We start from the raw sequence: 15,880 nt of genomic DNA on the forward strand, positions 1-15,880 counted from the left end.
GCTCGGCGGGGGCGAATCGCCCGGGGATCAGTTTCCGGCGGCCAGGGCGTCGATCGCGGCCTGCAGGCGTCGACCGGCGTCCTCGGCGACGCCCTCGAGTTCTGCTTGATCGGTGACCTGCACCATCACCTGCGGGTTCATCGCCTCCACCAGGACGGCGCCGTCGCCGGAGGGTGCTTCGCGCACGATCACGTTGCAGGGCAGCAGCAGGCCGATCTGGCGGTTGGCCTCCACGGCGCGGTGCGCGAGCGGCGGATTGCAGGCGCCGAGGATGAGATAGCGCTCCATGTCGGCGCCGATCTTGGCTTTCAGGGTGGCCTGCATGTCGATCTCGGTGAGGACGCCGAATCCTTGTTCCTGCAGTGCCGCGCGGGTGCGGCTGACGGCGTCGTCGAACGATGTCCGCAGGGTGGTGGACAGTGCCAGGTTCATCGGTGTGCCTCCGTCTGGTCGGTCGATACCTTCTGGGGTGTTCATTCCTGGGTTGCCGGGATACGGCAGCTGACGCGCTCGAGCCCGACCTTCTCCATGATCAGGCTCGCGGGGCACCATCCGGCCGCCGAGTAGAAGACCAGATTGGCGCCCACGAACCCGGTGAGCAGCAGCCACCACGGCGTGAAGGCCACGGTCAGTGCCACGCTCAGCAGTACCATCACTCCTGCCATCAGTGGCACGACGCGCTCGACGGTCCAGCCGTGGTGGCGGGGAAGGCTGTTCACGGGATTCTCCCTTGTGTTGCGGATGTGTCAGGCGAGTGCGAGGAAGAGCTTTTCCAGCTCGTCTTCGCTGAGGGGTTCCTTGCCGTTTTCGACCTCCCCGGTCAGGCATTCGCGCAGGCCGCTGGCTACGATTTTGAATCCGGCCTTGTCCAGTGCGCGCGAGACCGCGGCCAGTTGGGTGACCACGTCCTTGCAGTCGCGGCCGTTCTCGATCATCGAGATCACCCCGGCGAGCTGTCCGTGGGCGCGGCGCAGTCTGTTGAGCACCAGAGCGATGCTCTCATCGTTTCCGACCATGACGATTTCCTTTCGGGTGTACCTTCCCCCACTATACCCCAGGGGGTATGCACGGCGGGGTGAGATCCGCCATGCATACCCCCTGTCGCATCAGCCGTGGGAGAAGCGGATGCTCGGCAGCGCCCGGCGCAGCCAGGCGGGCGACCACCAGGCGGCATGGCCGGTCAGTCGCAGCAGCACCGGCAGGAGCATGAGCCGGATGAACACCGCGTCGAGCAGCACCGCGACGCCCAGGATGATGCCCATCTCCTTGGGCGGCAGCGGATCGGCCAGGGCGAAGGTGAAGAACACCGCCACCATCACCGCCGCGGCCGCGGCGATCACGCGGCCCGAGTGCGCGAGCCCCATCACATGTGCCACATCCGGGTCACCGGATTCATCGTAGTGCTCCTTGGCCGTCGAGAGCAGGAACACCGTGTAGTCCATCGCGATGGCGAAGATCATCGCGAAGAAGAACACCGGACCCCAGCCGTCCAGGAAGCCCTGCGGGGTGAAGCCGAGCAGGCTCGCGCCGTGCCCGTCCTGGAAGATCAGCTTGGCCACGCCGAACGCCGCGGCGGTCGACAGCAAGCTCACCACGGTGCCCAGCACCGCGATCAGCGGCGCCTGCAGCGCGACCAGCAGCAGTACGAAACCCAGCGCCAGGATGACGCCGATGATCACCGGCAGGTAATCGTTCAGGGCCTGCTGCAGGTCCAGATTCTCCGCGGGCGCGCCGCCGACGAGAGCATCCGAGGGCAGATCCGCGCGCAGCCGGTCGAGAATCCCGCCCATGGCCTCGTCGGAGGGGTCGACCTCCGGGATCGCCTGCAGCATCACGTACCCGGAATCATCCATGGCCGGCATCGGTGGGGTGACCATGACGATCCCCGGTGTCGCCTGCGCGGCCGTCGCGCTGGCCTGAGCCTCGGCGGCGGGGGCGACGATCTGGAGCATGCCCGGCGCGCCCTCCCCCATCTGGGCCTGGACCAGTTCATAGCCCTGGCGAACGGGGGCGTCGGTCGGCACGACCTGGATCGAGGGCATGGCGACCTTGAGTCCCAGCACGGGAATCGACAGCGCGACCAGCACCAGCATCGAGCCGATGGCGAAAGGCCACGGGTGCTTGTGCAGCAGGTTGCCCCAGGCCTCGAACCGCGGAGACCGATGCACCTGCCGCTTGGCGTAGGGCAGCGAACCGGCGTTGACCTTCGATCCGAGCTTGCCCAGCACCGCCGGAAGCAGGGTCAAGGTGGCGGCCAGGACGAACACGACGGCGAGCATGATGCCGACCGCCATGGTGCGCACCGCGGGAGCGGGAACGAGAAGCACGGCGGACAGGCTCACCAGCACCGTCAGGCCCGACAGCACGACCGCCTTGCCCGCGGTGTCCATGGTCTCGGCGACCGCGGCGCGGGGATCGCCGGTCTTGCGCAGGGCGTCACGGAAGCGCGCGACGATGAACAGGGCGTAGTCGATGCCGAGCGCGAGGGCGAACATCATCGCGAAGTTCATCGCCCACACCGAGATCGGGGTGATCTGATTGAGCAGCACCAAGCCGCCCGCCGAGGCGACCAGGCCGGCCAGAGTCAGCAGCAGCGGCAGGCCCGCGGCGACCAGTGAGCCGAAGGCGAGCACCATGATCGCCAACGTCACCGGCCAGGACATCATCTCCGCTTTGATCATCGCGTCGTGATTGGCCTTGTTGAAGTCGCTCCACAGCGCCGACGCGCCGGTGGGATAGACCTCGATGCTGTCGGTCGACAGCGCTGTCAGCTCGTCTTTGAGCTCGTCGACGGCCTTGACCATGTCGTCGGTGCTCGCGTTCGCGCCGGCGATCAGGATCCCGGTGTGACCGTCGGGGCTGATCGACATCCCGGGCTGGGGAGCGATCACCTCACCGAATCGGTCGTCGCCGCGGAAGATGGCGGTGGCCTCGGTCAGCACCTGCTGCACCGCGGGATCGGAGACCTGCTCGGCATCGGAGTGCACGACCACCTGCACCGCGGCCGAGGAGTTCCCGCCGAAGTGCTGCTGGGCCAGCTCGCGGACGCGCACCGATTCCGAGCCGTTGGCCTGCCAGCCCGCGCCTGCCAGCGAACTGAACACGGTCGGCGCCGCGGCCCCTAGTGCGACCAGAGCGATCAGCCACACGCCGAAGACCCACTTCGCGTGCGAGGACATCATCGCGCCCATGCGAGCCAGCGCGCCGGTCTGCGTCGTCGGCGGGGCAGCTCCCGGCGGGGCAGCTCCCGGCGGTGTCGTCGCTGGCGGCTTATCGTCGGCGACGGCGTTCTTGCTGCTCATTACGAGCCCTCCTGATACGGGTGGGGGTATATAGAAGGGCGCAGTGCGCCCTGGGAATTCGGTATGGGGACCGCCCGCGGGCGGTCATCGGTCAGTGGATCAGCGGCCGAAGAGGCGGCTGAAGAATCCGGAGCCGGTCGCGGTCGCCGAGCCCTTGCGGCACTCGCAGCGACGGGACGCGGGCACGTTGCGCATGACGCTGTCGACGTGCGACCCGCAACCGCCCCAGGTCGTCTTCTTGCAGGTGGAGCAGGTGACGGGATAGCACACGGGATTCTCCTTCGGGTTCGGATTCAGGTTCTGAATATACCCATGGGGGTATATTCAGTCGAAGTGCGAGTGCTCACACGGGGACGAATCGGCCCCTGGCAGTCCGTAAGTCCGCCCAGCACGGTATACCCCAGGGGGTACCGTGCATACCCTAGGGGGTATCTCGCAATCTGTCCACCCGCAGGCGATCGTGAGCCCCGCCGCACACCTGCGCGGGTCGGTGAACAGCCCACTTCGCCGAGACCGGCGACATGGTCGCCGAGACCGGAGACCGGATCGTGCTGATCACCTACCCCGGCGAAACGCAGCAGGCCGCGCCGCGGCGGTCGCGATCGGCTCCGACGAGGTGTCGGCTACTCGGATGTCGACCGCGACGCGACAGCCTGAATCCGGCGGCCCCTCCCCGCGCCGATCAATCGCCGGCGGGCTGTTCGGTGAGGTGCTGGTCGAAGAAGGCGAAGATGCGCTGCCACGCGTCGGCGGTGGCGGCCTCGTTGTAGCCCAGGCCGGTGACGCGCAGCAGCGGCTCGGCGCCGAAGGTGTTGGCGAAACCGTGGGTGACGCGCGGGTAGGTCTTGATGTCGTGCGGGACGCCGAGGTCGACCAGGGAGCGCCGCAGCTTGGCCGCGCCGCCGATGAGCGAGGGATCCAGTCCCGCGTAACTGGCGACGATCGGGCAGGCGCCGTCGAGCAGGGAACGGAAGTCACCGTAGAGGCCCGGGTAGAAGGGGGCCGCGGCATCGAAACCGTGTGGTGCGGTGAGCAGGGCGAATCCGCCGCCCATGCAGAAACCGACGACGGCGGTGCGACCGGTGCACCGCGGGTCGGCCAGCAGATGGTCGCGGGTGGCGAGAATATCGCGCACCGGGGTCGCCTCGGCGTCGTTGCGCCCGCCGGTGAACCACAGCGCACGCATCACCGAACGCATGCAGCGCGCCTTCCCGCGCGAGAACAGGTTCGGCGCGATGGCCAGGTAGCCGTGCTCGGCGAGCATGGTGACGTGCTTGCGCACGTCGGCGCCGAAGTCGGTGGCGTCGTGGACGATCACCACCCCCGGCCAGGGGCCCTCGCCGTCGGGGCGGGCGAGAACGGCTTCGATCGCACCGTCGGGGGCGGGCAGGTCGATGGTCTGCATGGCAATCGAATGTAGGCGACGCCGCATCGGCGCGCACCACCGTGGATCAGGCAGCGTACGAGCGGGTTTCGGTGGCCTTGACCGCCGCCCAGATCTCCAGCCCCGGACGCAGACGCAACTCGGCGACGGTGGCCGGGGTGATGTCGGCCAGGACCGAGGGCGTCCCGTCGAGACGCACCCGGGTGGTGTGGGCGTGCTGCTCGATGCCGGTGACGGTCACCGGCCAGCTGTTGCGGGGGCTGCCGGTCGGGCGTTGCGGATGCAGGCCGACCGCGTGCGGGGCGAAGGTGACGAACACCGGGCCGTCGGCGGGCTCGGCGAGGATGAGGCGGCCGCCGTCGTCGAGATCGACCACGGTGCCCCGGGCGACACCGCGATACAGGTTCAGCCCCATCAGGTCGGCGACGTAATCCGACCGGGGGCGGGCGGCGACCTCGGCCGGAGCGCCCTGCTGCACGATCCGGCCGTTCTCCACGATGATCAGCCGGTCGGCCAGGATCATGGCATCGAGCGGATCGTGGGTCACCAGCACCGTGTGACCGGGGTAGTCGCGCAGATGACGTCCCAGATCGGTGCGCACCTGCAGTCGGGTCGCGGCATCGAGCGCGGCGAGCGGTTCGTCTAGCAACAACAGCCGCGGATCGGTGACCAGGGCGCGGGCGAGCGCGACCCGTTGCGCCTGACCGCCCGAGAGCTCGCCCGGTCGGCGATCGGCGATCCCGGTCAGGCCGACGCGGGTCAGCCACTCCTGCGCGCGGGCGCGCGCCGGGGCGCGGCGCATGCCGCGCGCTCTCAGCCCGAACGCGACATTGTCCAGCGCCGACAGGTGTCCGAAGAGGAGATAGTCCTGGAAGACGACGCCCACCCGGCGCTGCTCGGCCGCCACGAACACCGACGGCGGCGCGTCCCAGGTGTGCTCGTCGAGGCGGATGTGTCCGTCGGTGAGCGCGAGCAGCCCGGCCAACGCCCGCAGCGCGCTGGATTTGCCCGCGCCGTTCGGTCCGAGCAGGGCCACCACCTCACCGGCGTGCACCCGGAGCGGCAGGTCGAGCACGAATTCGCCCCTGGTCACCTGCAATCGTGCGGTCAAGGTCATCGTGCGCCCCCGCGTGCGCACCCGGCCGAGGTATCGCGCCTCGAGGTCATACCGCACCCCGGATCCAGCGTTCCCGCAGCGCGACGAGCACCGCGACCGACACCAGCAGCAGTACCAGGCTCAACACGATCGCGGCCTCGGGATCGGACTCGAGGGCGAGGTAGACCGCCAAGGGCATGGTCGTGGTCTTGCCCGGGAAATTGCCCGCGAAGGTGATGGTCGCCCCGAACTCGCCGAGCGCGCGTGCCCAGCACAACACCGCGCCCGCGATCACCCCCGGCATGACCGAGGGCAGCGTCACCCGGCGGAAGGCATACCAACGGCCGGCCCCCAGCGTCGCGGCGGCTTCCTCGAACCGGGGATCGGCGGCCCGCAGCGCGCCTTCGACCGAGATCACCAGGAACGGCATGGCCACGAACGCCTCGGCGACGATCACCCCGGCGGTGGTGAACGGCAGCGACACCCCGAACCACTCGTCGAGATAGCGGCCGATGAATCCGCGCCTGCCCAAGGCCAGCAGCAGCGCCACACCGCCGACCACCGGCGGCAAGACCAGCGGCACCGTGACCAGGGCGCGGATCAGCCCGCGCCCCGGCAACTGCGCGCGCGCCAGCAACCACGCCAGCGGAATCCCCAGCACCAGGCAGATCACCGTGGCCGTACTCGCGCAGATCAGCGAAAGCCGCAGCGCCTGGCCGACGTCGGCGCTGAACAACCGGCTCGGCACCGTCGTCCACGGGGCGCGCGAGAACAACCCGATCAGCGGGATCAGCAGGAACGCCAGTCCGCACACCGCGGGCAGCATCAGTATCAGCGGGCGCCGCCCGCGCGCCGCCCGTCGTCGCGCCGCAGTGGTCATGGGAGGTCGAATCCCGCGGCGGTGAAGACCGGTTCGGCCTGCTCGGAGGTCACGAAGGCGACGAATGCCGTTGCCGTGGCCGGATTCGGCGCCTCGGCCAGCGGGGCGATCGGGTAGTCGTTGACGGCCGCCGCGGATTCGGGGAAGTCGATGCCTTCGACCTTCTCCCCCGCCGACAGCACGTCGGTGCGATACACCAGTGCCGCGTCGACCTCACCGAGGGTGACTTTGGTCAGAGCCGCCTTCACATCCTGCTCGCGGGTGTCGGGCGAGGGGGTGATGCCCGCGGCTCGGAACACCGTCGCCGCGGCCGCACCGCAGGGCACCTGCTCGGCGCACAACGCGATCGTGTTGCCCGGCTCGGCGAAATCGGGCAGACCGGTGACGCCGCCCGGATTACCCCGCGGAACGGCGATTTCGAGACGGTTGCGCACGAGGGCGACCGGTTCGGCGGTGACCTCCCCGCTGTCGCGGACCTGCTGCATGTTCTTCTCGGCCGCCGAGGTGAACACATCCGCGGGAGCGCCCTGCGTGATCTGCTGGGCCAGCGCGGAGCTGCCCGCGAACCCGAACACCACGTCCACGCCGGGGTTGGCGGCTTCGAACCGCTGCCCCAGCTCGGTGAACACCTCCGTCAGCGACGCCGCCGCGAACACCGTCACCGTGCCCGACACCGTCGAGCCGGCACCGGATCCGGTGCTGCCCTCGGAGCCGCAGCCGACCAGGACCGCACCAGCCAGCACTGCCGCGATCGCCGGATGCGCGCCGCGCGTCGTCTTCGTCCCCACAGCCCTCGTTCCCGAATTCCTCACCCTCGCAGCCCTTCGGGAATCTCCACCACGACATGCGTGGATTTCACCGATGCCACCGCGACGCTGCCGACCTCCAGCCCGAGTTCGTCCACCGACTCGCGGCTGAGCAGTGACACCAGCCGAAACGGCCCGGCCTGCATCTCCACCTGTGCCATCACCGTGTCCTTGACCACCCGGGTCACGATCCCGCGCATCCGATTGCGCGCCGAGGCCGCCACCGTCGCGCCCACCGCCGGAGCCTCGGTGTGCGTGCGCAGGAACTCGGCCAGATCGCGGCCGCTGACACCTTTGCGGCCGGAGTCGAGCTGAATCGCCGCCAGACGGCCCTGGTCGATCCAGCGGCGCACGGTGTCATCGCTGACCCCGACGAGCTCGGCCACCTCGCTGATCCGCAGATTCGACATGATCGGCAGTATATTCCCGCATCCACGGATCGTGCGCCCGATAGATGCGGGTATCCCGTCGGCAGCGTTTGTAGCGGCACCTCGACACGCGATGGACCGGTCAGGAATCGAGAAGCTTCCCCTGCTCGCCGCTTCTAGCGTGATCGTCGAGAGGTCGGGTATGTGGTCACCGATCGACGACCCGGACCGATGGACGAACTCACACGACACGAACCGGAGGTGGCCGGACATGGCCGGAGAACAGCGGACGACAAGCGGTGACGAGCGGGCGGCCGGACCGTTGCGACGGCTGTCGCTGTGGTTCCAGCGAACGACCAACGCCCGCACGGTGACCCGTATCCGGCGTAAGGGGGGACGGATGATGGGCATGGACGTGCTCATCCTGCACACCACCGGCCGCCGCAGCGGCGCCCATCGTGAATCCCCGCTGGCCTGGTTCGCCGACGGCGAGAACTCCTGGCTGATCATCGCCTCCGGCGGCGGCGACCGGCATCCCGACTGGTATGTGAACCTGATGGCCAACCCGCACGACGCCGCGATCGAATTCAGCGGCTGCGAACCGCGCCCGGTCCGCCCGCACCGGCTCGACGGCCCCGACCGCGACCACGCGTGGAGTCGCGTCGTGCGTGAGCAGCCGCGCTACGAGAAGTACCAGCGCAAATCCGACCGCCACTACCCGCTCGTGCGTCTCACCGCCGTCTGAACGCCCGCGGCAGCGCCCGCCGCCACCGGCCGCCACGGGCGCTGTCTACGCCCACGATGTCGGCTCGGTCGACGGCACCCGCCCCGGCCTCGGCCTCCGCCCCGGTTCGGACCTCGCCACGGACCCCGGCCTCGGGGCGAGCATCGCGCCGGACTCCGCCGTCGGCGTCGGCAGCCGACGAGGTCCGCGCGGAGGTCGGCGAGCGAGAATCTCCCCGCGCGGCCGAGCGCGCCTGGCGGCACGGCCGGCTCACCGGCCTGCGAGCCCGCACCGAGGCCGCTACCCGAACGGCCCGCTGCGTGATGTGCCGGGTTCAGGCGGTTCGGGTCGACGGACCTGCCGCCTACAGCGAGAATGTCAGCCGGTGCGGGGCGAGATAGTCCTGAGGGTCGTGCAGGGAGCGCAGTTGCGGGCGCAACGGGATAGAGAGGCGGTCGAGCTCGGCGGTCAGCGGCGGGTCGTAGGTGGCGGCCGAGGCGGTCAGGCCGGGGAGCCAGTTGTCGTGGTGACCTGGCACGAACACCGTCGGTGACAGGGCCTCGATGTAGGTGCGGGGGTCACGCAGGCCGTTGCTGATCTGGTTGTAGCCCTGCACGGCGCCGATGTGCACATCGGTGGGCGGCAGATCGGCCAGCACATCGAGCACCTGCGGGGCGACCTCACACAGCGGGCCCGAGGAATCGTGCCAGGTGAGGGCGAAACCGGGGACACGGAACTGGTAGAGCAGCACCCCGCCCTCGGGGTCGAACAGGCGCGGTACGGTGCGGCGCAGATCCGACAGCGACGGCGGATGCCGCAGGATCGGGCCCAGTTCCGGGCGGGGGAAGAAGCGTGGTGAGGCGGTGGCCGGGTCGGTGGGGGTGCGCGCGGAATGCAGGTGCCGTACCGCCGTCAGGCGCACCGGGCCGACCGTGCGGTCCTCGCGACGGCCGATCGGGGTGCGGGCATCGCCCAGCCCCACCGTCGGGAACCAGGCGCCGGGGACCTGCGCGCGGACCGTCGCGCAGTGCTCGGCGGTGCCGTAGACCGTCGCACCCGTCGCCGCGGCGATCGGTCCCGCGTCGGCGGCGTGGTCGAAATGGCCGTGGCCGATGAAGATCGCCTCCGGGCGCAGATCGGCCAGGTCCTGCACGGTGGCGGGCACGTAACCGGAACTGGTCAGGCTCGGCACCCACGCGTCCAGCAGCAGCACCGCACCGCCGATCGCGACCGCGTAGGTGGTGCACCCCACCCACGACAGCACCACCCGATCGGTGCGCACCGCGCCGGTGATCTGGTCGACGACATCGGCGCCGAAGAACCGGGTGCGCGCGGCCACACAGCGCGGTGAGCCCGCCTCGACAGCCGCCAACGGCGGTGGCGCGGCCACCAGCCCGGCGCCGAGCGCGGCGACGCGTCCGATCAGATGACGGGGATCGATACTGCACACGTCAGCACCACATCACGCCGCATCCCTCGCGAGCAAGCCTGGTGCCCAGGTCGACATCGACCGCCGCTCACAGATCCACGCCGAGCAGCGCGTCGACCGCCGCGGCGAGCGCGGCCGGTGCGGCGGTGTCCGAGCCGCCGTACTCGGTGGCGTCGTGCACCCAATTGTCGACCGCGGCGAGCGCTTTGGGCGTATCCAGGTCGTCGGCCAGATGCTGACGCAACCGGGCGATCGTGTTCTCCGCGGACGGTCCGGAGGCCAAGGCGGCGGCGTGCCGCCAGCGGGCCAGGCGCAGCAGGGCCTGGTCGAGGATCGCGTCGGTCCACATGCGGTCCTGGCGGTAGTGCCCGGCCAGCAGGCCCAGCCGGATCGCGGCCGGATCCACCCCGGCCTCACGCAGTGCGGAGACCAGCACCAGATTGCCCTTGGACTTCGACATCTTCTCGCCGTCCAGGCCGATCAGCCCGGCGTGCACGTAGTGGCGGGCGAAGCGGCGCCCGGCGACCACCGATTCGGCGTGCGCGGCGGAGTATTCGTGATGCGGATAGATCAGATCGCTGCCGCCCCCCTGGATGTCGAGCTGCGGGCCGAGCCGGTTCATCGCGATCGCCGAACACTCGATGTGCCAGCCGGGACGGCCGGGGCCGAACGGGGCGGGCCAGGACGGTTCGCCCGGTCGGGCGGCGCGCCACAGCAACGCGTCCAAGGGGTCGTGCTTGCCGGCGCGGTCGGGGTCGCCGCCGCGTTCGGCGAACAGCCGACTCATGGTGTCGTGGTCGTAACCGGATTCGTAGCCGAACTGTTCGGTGGCGTCGGCGCGGAAGTAGATGTCGGGGAACTCGGGATCCTCGACGGTGTAGGCGGCGCCGTTGGCGAGCAGCTTCTGCACGAATTCGACGACCTCGTCGACGGATTCGATCGCGCCCACATACTCCCGCGGCGGCAGCACCCGCAGCGCGGACATGTCGGTGCGGAACAGTTCGATCTCACGGTCGCCCAGATCACGCCAGTCCACGCCGTCGCGTTCGGCGCGTTCGAACAGCGGGTCGTCGACGTCGGTGACGTTCTGCACGTAGTGCACGTCGTGGCCGTTGTCGCGCAGCACCCGGTTGACGAGGTCGAAGGTCAGGTAGGTGGCGGCGTGACCGAGGTGGGTGGCGTCGTAGGGCGTGATGCCGCAGACGTACATGGTGGCCGTCGCCGCGGGAGCCAGCGGACGCACCTGACGATCGGCGGTGTCGTACAAACGCAACGGCGGCCCTGCTCCGGGAACGGTCGGTAGGGCGGTGTCGGACCAGGACTGCATGGTGTCGAGAGTAGATGTCGCGGCAGCGGTGCCGCCGCACACCCCGTCACTGCCGGTGCCCGGCCGCGCGAATGTGACGGCCGCTACCTGCCGTGACCGGCAAACCGTCGGCGACGGTCAACGGTTGCGTTCCGGCGGAATCCAACAGCCGCGGAACCGCGGCGACGGGTAGCGAAGCGCGGGGTCAGAACGCCGGCCACGGGATCGGCCGACCGGTGCGCGGGCGCGGCATCACCGGATCATCGAGCAATTCGCGGGTGCGTTCGCTCAGCGCGTCGATCTCGGTGTCGGTGATGTGCTCGGCCAGCGCGTCGGCCAGCGGCCCCGACAGCGCCTGCGCGAAGGCGGTGATGTCCTCGACCAGCGCGGTGTCGATCGGGGCGCCCGCCCACCCCCACAGCACCGTGCGCAGCTTGTGTTCCCGGTGCAGGCAGATGCCGTGATCGACGCCGTAGACCTGACCGTCGACACCCTCGAGCGCGTGCCCGCCCTTGCGGTCGGCGTTGTTGAGGATCAGATCGAGCACGGCGACGCGGTGCAGGCGCGGGTCGTCGGCGTGGATGAGCGACACCTCCTCGCCGGTGTCGTCCAGCGCGCGCAGCACTTCCCGGAACCCGTCGGGCACCGCGGCCGGTGGGCACAGGTCGACCAGGTCCAGGCGCGGGGTGTGACCGGGATGCACGTCGGTGTGGTGGTCGGCCGATTCCACCCAGCGCTGCACCATGCCCGGGCCGTAAGGGCCCTCGCGCAGAATCGTTTCGGGGATGACACCCCAGCCGATCGCCTCGGAGATCAGATACGAGGCGACTTCGCGGCCGGCGAGGGTGCCGTCGGGGAAATCCCACAGCGGGCGTTCCCCCCGCACCGGCTTGTACACCACGCGTAGCGGCGCGGACTCCTCGCCGAGGTCGGGTGGGGCGATCTCGCAGACCAGGGTGACGTTGCTGGCAGTGGTGACCCGGCCGATGACGCTCAGTTCACCGGTGCGCAACCGGTCGGGCTGGCTCACCGCTCACTCCTCGTCCTCGGCATCGGCGGCGCCGAAGATCTCACCGCGTTTGTAGCCGTTGGTGCGCACGCACATGTGCCCGCGCGCCGAGAGCGGCTCCCCGCACAACGGGCACGGCGGGCGTCCGGCGGCGATCACCTTCGCCGAACGCAACGCGAACTCCCTCGCCTGCTCGGGAGTCAGGAACACCCGCACCGCGTCGGGACCTTCCTCGGTGTCGTCGAGCACCACCGACTCGTCGACCTCGGTCTCGGTGATCGCCAGCAATTCCACGACCACCGCGCCCGCGTCGGCGTCCCAGCCCAAACCCATCGTGCCGACCCGGAACTCGGCGTCGATCGGGGTCACCAGCGGATCGGTGTCGGAAACGTCCTCGGCCTGCGGAGGCACCTCGGCGCCGAAGCGGCGCGCCACCTCGTCCAGCAGCAGACCCATCCGATCGGCCAGCACTTTGACCTGCTGCTTTTCCAGCAGCACGCTCACCACCCTGGGCTGTTCGACGGCTTGGAGGTAGAACGCGCGATCGCCAGGCTCACCGACGGTCCCGGCGACGAACCGATCAGGAGTGCGAAATACATGGATCGCTCGTGCCATCTGCACCTCCTCCAGATCGATGTCTCTGCTCGACTACCCACGCCAGGTGATCGTTACCGCTGCGCATTCCCATTATCCGCCCCGGCCGTGCCGCCGATCTCGCCGCCGGGCACCGGCCCGGACGGCTGCTCACGCCCGGCGTCGGGGGCCGGTTCCCGCACCGCGGCCAGCGCGGCCAGGTCGGTGCCGGTGTCGTTGATCCGCCACACGTAGGGGGCGTGCGGGGTGTACCGGATGACACTGATCGAGGCAGGCTCGACCACGATGCGCTGGAATCCGTCCAGGTGGATGCCCAGCGCGTCGGCCAGCACCGACTTGATGACATCACCGTGTGTGCACGCCACCCACAGCACGTCGTGACCGTGCCGCTCGGCGAAGACTCGGTCGTGTTCGCGGATCGCGGCCACCGCGCGCTGCTGCACCTGCGCCAGCCCCTCGCCGCCGGGGAACACGGCGCCCGAGGCGTGCCGTTGCACGACTTTCCACAACGGCTCCCGAACCAGGTCGGCGATGACCTTGCCGGTCCACTCGCCGTAGTCGACCTCGACGATCCGTTCGTCCTCGCGCGGATCCAGCGACAGCTTCTCCGCCAGCGGCGCCACGGTGCGGCGGCAGCGCAGCAGCGGTGACGCGACGATGTGGCGGATCGGCAGCCCGGCCAAGCGGTCGGCGAGCGAGCGCGCCTGTTCGTCGCCGTACTCGGTGAGGTCCACGCCTTGGCTTCGGCCGGCGAGGGTGCGCGCGGTGTTGGACGTGGACACGCCGTGGCGCAGCAGGATCACCGTCATGCGATCAGCCTAACGGGGCCGTGTGCGGCCGGTCGGGGTTGCGCGGCGGGAGATCATATCGCCGAGATCACCCCGCCGGCGAGCAGACCCATGATGATCAGGCCGAGCACGATGCGGTAGCCGACGAACCAGTTCAGCGAATGCTTGGCCACGAACTTCAGCAGCCACGCCACCGAGATGTAGCCGACGACGAAGGACACGAGCGTGGCGACCAGCAGTTGCGCGCCCGAGGCGTTGAGTCCCTCACCGGCGGGTTCGAAGGCATCCGGCAGGGAGAACAAGCCCGAGGCGGTGACCGCCGGGATGGCCAGCAGGAACGAGAACCGCACCGCGGCCTCCCGCTCGAGGCCGAGGAACAGACCGGCCGAGGACGTCGCGCCCGAGCGGGAAACGCCGGGGATCAGCGCCAGGCACTGCGCGAAGCCCATGATGAGACCGTCGCGGGTGGTCAGTTTGTCCATGGGACGCTTCTGTGTGCCGTAGTACTCGGCGGCCGCGATCACCAGCGCGAACGCGATCAGCATGAACGACACCAGCCACAGGTTGCGCGCGCCGGTGCGGATCTCGTCCTTGAACAGCAGCCCGAGCACGCCGATCGGGATGGTCGCGATGATCACGTACCAGCCGATGCGGTAGTCGAGTTCGCGTTGCGCCTCCAGCGCGAAGTGGTGCTGGTTGTCGGCGGTCATGACCGGCAGGCGGGTGGTGGGCTGGTCGTGCACGGGTACCTTCGGACCGACCGCGACCCTCAGTTTCGCCCACACGGTGGTGCACCAGGTGATCGCGATGCGCCAGATGTCCTTGGCGAAGTACACCAGCACCGCGGCTTCGGTGCCCAGCTGGGTGACCGCGGTGAACGACGCGCCCGCGTCCGCGCCGAAGAACACCGAGGACACGATGCGCAGGTGCGCCGAGGAGGAGATCGGCAGAAATTCGGTCAATCCCTGGACCAGCCCGAGTACCAGCGCTTGAACCCAGGTCATCGACTCGACCACACAACCTCCAACGTCATATATCTCGCCCGAAAACTCGTTACGCCGCTGGGCAATTGGTTTCGCGGCGCGACCGACGCCCTGGAAAACCCGGCGCGATCACGCAGCGACAGTACATGTTCGCTCGGGCGCGGGTGAGCTCGACCGGGCCCGGTACACCTTAGGCTTGCCGGGTGACGAAGACGGGGATCAGGTGATGGAACAACGCACGGTGGGACGCAGTGGACTGCGGGTGTCGCGGATAGGCCTGGCCACGCACACGTGGGGCTCACACACCGACACCGACGACGCGGCCGGACAGCTGTCGGCGTTCCTGGAGGCGGGGGGCACGCTGGTGGACACCTCCCCCGCCTACACCGGCGGCGCGGCTCAGCACATGCTCGCCGCGCTGCTCGGCGATCTGGTCTCGCGCGACGAGCTGGTGCTCAGCGGCTGCGCGGGTGTGCACCCGGTCACCGCCGCCGCACAGGCCGATCTGCCCGCCGCGCCGCGCACCTGGATCGACACCTCCCGGCGCGCGTTGCTGCGGCAACTGGATCGCACCCTGATCGAACTCGGCACCGACCACCTCGATCTCTGGCATGTCTCGGCCTGGGACGCGCGCACCCCGCTCGAGGAGATCGCCGACACCCTCGAGCACGCGGTCCGGGCGGGTAAAACCCGCTACGCCGGGGTGCGCGGGTACTCGGCGTGGCAGCTGGCGAGTCTGGCCGCGTGCGCGCCGATCATCACCGCGCACGCCCCGTACTCGCTGCTCGCGCGTGGCGCGGAAACCGATTTCGTGCCCGCCGCGATGTACCACGGGGTCGGGGTGATCGCTTCGGCGCCGCTGGCCGGGGGCATCCTCACCGGCAAGTACCGGGACGGGGTGCCCGCGGACTCGCGGGGCGCGGACGAGGCCACCGCCGCCGAGATCCGTCACCGCCTCGACGAACGCGCCACCCGCGTGGTCGACGCCGTGGTCACCGCCGCCGACGGGCTGGGCACCTCCCCGCTGGCGGTGGCGCTGGCCTGGATCAGGGATCGGCCGGGGGTGTCGAGCATGATCGTCGGCGCCCGCGACATCGGTCAGCTCACCGGTGTGCTCGCCGCCGAAACGCTGGAGTTGCCGCGCGCCATCGCCGCCGCGCTCGACGATGTGAGCGCGCGCACCGACTGAGGTCCGCGCGCGGGCCCCGCGG

The 15,880-nt window shown here is 69.9% G+C and carries 18 protein-coding genes and 1 pseudogene; 3 read left to right on the plus strand and 16 right to left on the minus strand.

The genetic code is table 11. From position 1 onward, the window contains the following. Nucleotides 1–27 precede the first annotated feature (27 nt). From NS3_RS09120 to NS3_RS29490, 5 genes are all read right to left on the minus strand, one after another. Entirely contained in the window at nucleotides 28–432 is a 405-nt protein-coding gene (locus tag NS3_RS09120) for a DUF302 domain-containing protein (RefSeq protein WP_067856682.1), read from the minus strand. Between the two features lie 41 nt (nucleotides 433–473). Then, nucleotides 474–665: a YgaP family membrane protein gene (locus NS3_RS09125; RefSeq protein WP_067856911.1), complete on the minus strand. Its 192-nt coding sequence runs from the start codon at nucleotides 663–665 to the stop codon at nucleotides 474–476. A gap of 81 nt (nucleotides 666–746) precedes the next feature. Beyond that, nucleotides 747–1,016: a metal-sensitive transcriptional regulator gene (locus NS3_RS09130; RefSeq protein ID WP_067856685.1), complete on the minus strand. Its 270-nt coding sequence runs from the start codon at nucleotides 1,014–1,016 to the stop codon at nucleotides 747–749. A gap of 90 nt (nucleotides 1,017–1,106) precedes the next feature. Further along, nucleotides 1,107–3,302, minus strand: a complete 2,196-nt coding sequence (locus tag NS3_RS09135) for an MMPL family transporter (RefSeq protein ID WP_084495206.1) — start codon at nucleotides 3,300–3,302, stop codon at nucleotides 1,107–1,109. Nucleotides 3,303–3,401: 99 nt separating this feature from the next. After that, nucleotides 3,402–3,572: a DUF8730 family Cys-rich protein gene (locus NS3_RS29490; RefSeq protein WP_169811620.1), complete on the minus strand. Its 171-nt coding sequence runs from the start codon at nucleotides 3,570–3,572 to the stop codon at nucleotides 3,402–3,404. Nucleotides 3,573–3,771: 199 nt separating this feature from the next. Between NS3_RS29490 and NS3_RS30520 the strand changes: the two are divergent. Then, nucleotides 3,772–3,947 (plus strand): annotated as a pseudogene (locus tag NS3_RS30520) (MBL fold metallo-hydrolase); the annotation flags it as partial. Between the two features lie 37 nt (nucleotides 3,948–3,984). On the opposite strand, the gene NS3_RS09140 reads toward NS3_RS30520, so the two are convergent. Genes NS3_RS09140 through NS3_RS09160 form a run of 5 tightly spaced genes read right to left on the minus strand, consistent with a single transcriptional unit; the run spans nucleotide 3,985 to nucleotide 7,878 of the window. Further along, complete coding sequence (locus tag NS3_RS09140; RefSeq protein WP_067856691.1) at nucleotides 3,985–4,707, minus strand: dienelactone hydrolase family protein; 723 nt, start codon at nucleotides 4,705–4,707, stop codon at nucleotides 3,985–3,987. Between the two features lie 46 nt (nucleotides 4,708–4,753). After that, nucleotides 4,754–5,860, minus strand: coding sequence for a sulfate/molybdate ABC transporter ATP-binding protein (locus NS3_RS09145; protein ID WP_245649530.1), 1,107 nt, complete (start codon nucleotides 5,858–5,860; stop codon nucleotides 4,754–4,756). Further along, nucleotides 5,850–6,662 carry a molybdate ABC transporter permease subunit gene (gene modB / locus NS3_RS09150; protein WP_067856694.1) on the minus strand — a complete coding sequence of 271 codons (813 nt, stop codon included), beginning with the start codon at nucleotides 6,660–6,662 and terminating at the stop codon, nucleotides 5,850–5,852. The genes NS3_RS09145 and modB overlap by 11 nt, the downstream gene beginning before the upstream one ends. Then, nucleotides 6,659–7,450: a molybdate ABC transporter substrate-binding protein gene (gene modA / locus NS3_RS09155; RefSeq protein WP_245649531.1), complete on the minus strand. Its 792-nt coding sequence runs from the start codon at nucleotides 7,448–7,450 to the stop codon at nucleotides 6,659–6,661. Before modA ends, modB begins: the two co-directional genes overlap by 4 nt. A 20-nt stretch (nucleotides 7,451–7,470) precedes the next feature. Then, nucleotides 7,471–7,878, minus strand: a complete 408-nt coding sequence (locus NS3_RS09160) for a TOBE domain-containing protein (protein ID WP_067856697.1) — start codon at nucleotides 7,876–7,878, stop codon at nucleotides 7,471–7,473. A gap of 229 nt (nucleotides 7,879–8,107) precedes the next feature. Here NS3_RS09160 and NS3_RS09165 point away from each other — a divergent pair, with 229 nt between their 5' ends. Continuing rightward, nucleotides 8,108–8,581, plus strand: coding sequence for a nitroreductase family deazaflavin-dependent oxidoreductase (locus NS3_RS09165; RefSeq protein ID WP_067856920.1), 474 nt, complete (start codon nucleotides 8,108–8,110; stop codon nucleotides 8,579–8,581). Nucleotides 8,582–8,924: 343 nt separating this feature from the next. Here NS3_RS09165 and NS3_RS09170 read toward each other — a convergent pair whose 3' ends face one another. The 6 genes from NS3_RS09170 to NS3_RS09195 form a co-directional block, all read right to left on the minus strand. Then, nucleotides 8,925–10,010: an MBL fold metallo-hydrolase gene (locus NS3_RS09170; protein ID WP_067856700.1), complete on the minus strand. Its 1,086-nt coding sequence runs from the start codon at nucleotides 10,008–10,010 to the stop codon at nucleotides 8,925–8,927. A 67-nt stretch (nucleotides 10,011–10,077) separates the two neighbouring features. Next, on the minus strand, nucleotides 10,078–11,316 hold the full coding sequence (gene mshC, locus NS3_RS09175; protein ID WP_067856703.1) for a cysteine--1-D-myo-inosityl 2-amino-2-deoxy-alpha-D-glucopyranoside ligase: 1,239 nt from the start codon (nucleotides 11,314–11,316) through the stop codon (nucleotides 10,078–10,080). 184 nt (nucleotides 11,317–11,500) lie between these two features. Further along, nucleotides 11,501–12,325: an SCO1664 family protein gene (locus NS3_RS09180; protein ID WP_067856706.1), complete on the minus strand. Its 825-nt coding sequence runs from the start codon at nucleotides 12,323–12,325 to the stop codon at nucleotides 11,501–11,503. Between the two features lie 3 nt (nucleotides 12,326–12,328). Next, nucleotides 12,329–12,919 (minus strand): DUF3090 domain-containing protein, encoded by a 591-nt coding sequence (locus NS3_RS09185; protein ID WP_067856709.1) that lies wholly within the window; start codon nucleotides 12,917–12,919, stop codon nucleotides 12,329–12,331. 53 nt (nucleotides 12,920–12,972) lie between these two features. After that, the gene (locus NS3_RS09190) at nucleotides 12,973–13,707 is read right to left on the minus strand and encodes a histidine phosphatase family protein (protein WP_067856712.1); all 735 of its coding nucleotides are present in this window, start codon (nucleotides 13,705–13,707) and stop codon (nucleotides 12,973–12,975) included. A gap of 53 nt (nucleotides 13,708–13,760) precedes the next feature. Beyond that, the gene (locus NS3_RS09195) at nucleotides 13,761–14,690 is read right to left on the minus strand and encodes an undecaprenyl-diphosphate phosphatase (protein WP_067856923.1); all 930 of its coding nucleotides are present in this window, start codon (nucleotides 14,688–14,690) and stop codon (nucleotides 13,761–13,763) included. Between the two features lie 205 nt (nucleotides 14,691–14,895). On the opposite strand from NS3_RS09195, the gene NS3_RS09200 reads away from it, so the two are divergent. Beyond that, nucleotides 14,896–15,858: an aldo/keto reductase gene (locus NS3_RS09200; RefSeq protein WP_067856925.1), complete on the plus strand. Its 963-nt coding sequence runs from the start codon at nucleotides 14,896–14,898 to the stop codon at nucleotides 15,856–15,858. Nucleotides 15,859–15,880: the final 22 nt, after the last annotated feature.

Origin of the sequence: Nocardia shimofusensis NBRC 100134 (genome assembly GCF_001613125.1) — a bacterium.
GTDB lineage: Bacteria > Actinomycetota > Actinomycetes > Mycobacteriales > Mycobacteriaceae > Nocardia > Nocardia shimofusensis.

Coding starts and splice junctions, on each gene's coding strand:
- NS3_RS09160 (WP_067856697.1), bottom strand. CDS start 7,878: ATGTCGAATCTGCGGATCAGCGAGGTGGCCGAGCTCGTCGGGGTCAGC.
- mshC (WP_067856703.1), bottom strand. CDS start 11,316: ATGCAGTCCTGGTCCGACACCGCCCTACCGACCGTTCCCGGAGCAGGG.
- NS3_RS09185 (WP_067856709.1), bottom strand. CDS start 12,919: ATGGCACGAGCGATCCATGTATTTCGCACTCCTGATCGGTTCGTCGCC.
- NS3_RS09200 (WP_067856925.1), top strand. CDS start 14,896: ATGGAACAACGCACGGTGGGACGCAGTGGACTGCGGGTGTCGCGGATA.
- NS3_RS09125 (WP_067856911.1), bottom strand. CDS start 665: ATGGCAGGAGTGATGGTACTGCTGAGCGTGGCACTGACCGTGGCCTTC.
- NS3_RS09135 (WP_084495206.1), bottom strand. CDS start 3,302: ATGAGCAGCAAGAACGCCGTCGCCGACGATAAGCCGCCAGCGACGACA.
- NS3_RS09165 (WP_067856920.1), top strand. CDS start 8,108: ATGGCCGGAGAACAGCGGACGACAAGCGGTGACGAGCGGGCGGCCGGA.
- NS3_RS09120 (WP_067856682.1), bottom strand. CDS start 432: ATGAACCTGGCACTGTCCACCACCCTGCGGACATCGTTCGACGACGCC.
- NS3_RS09195 (WP_067856923.1), bottom strand. CDS start 14,690: ATGACCTGGGTTCAAGCGCTGGTACTCGGGCTGGTCCAGGGATTGACC.
- NS3_RS09190 (WP_067856712.1), bottom strand. CDS start 13,707: ATGACGGTGATCCTGCTGCGCCACGGCGTGTCCACGTCCAACACCGCG.
- modB (WP_067856694.1), bottom strand. CDS start 6,662: ATGACCACTGCGGCGCGACGACGGGCGGCGCGCGGGCGGCGCCCGCTG.
- NS3_RS09130 (WP_067856685.1), bottom strand. CDS start 1,016: ATGGTCGGAAACGATGAGAGCATCGCTCTGGTGCTCAACAGACTGCGC.
- NS3_RS09140 (WP_067856691.1), bottom strand. CDS start 4,707: ATGCAGACCATCGACCTGCCCGCCCCCGACGGTGCGATCGAAGCCGTT.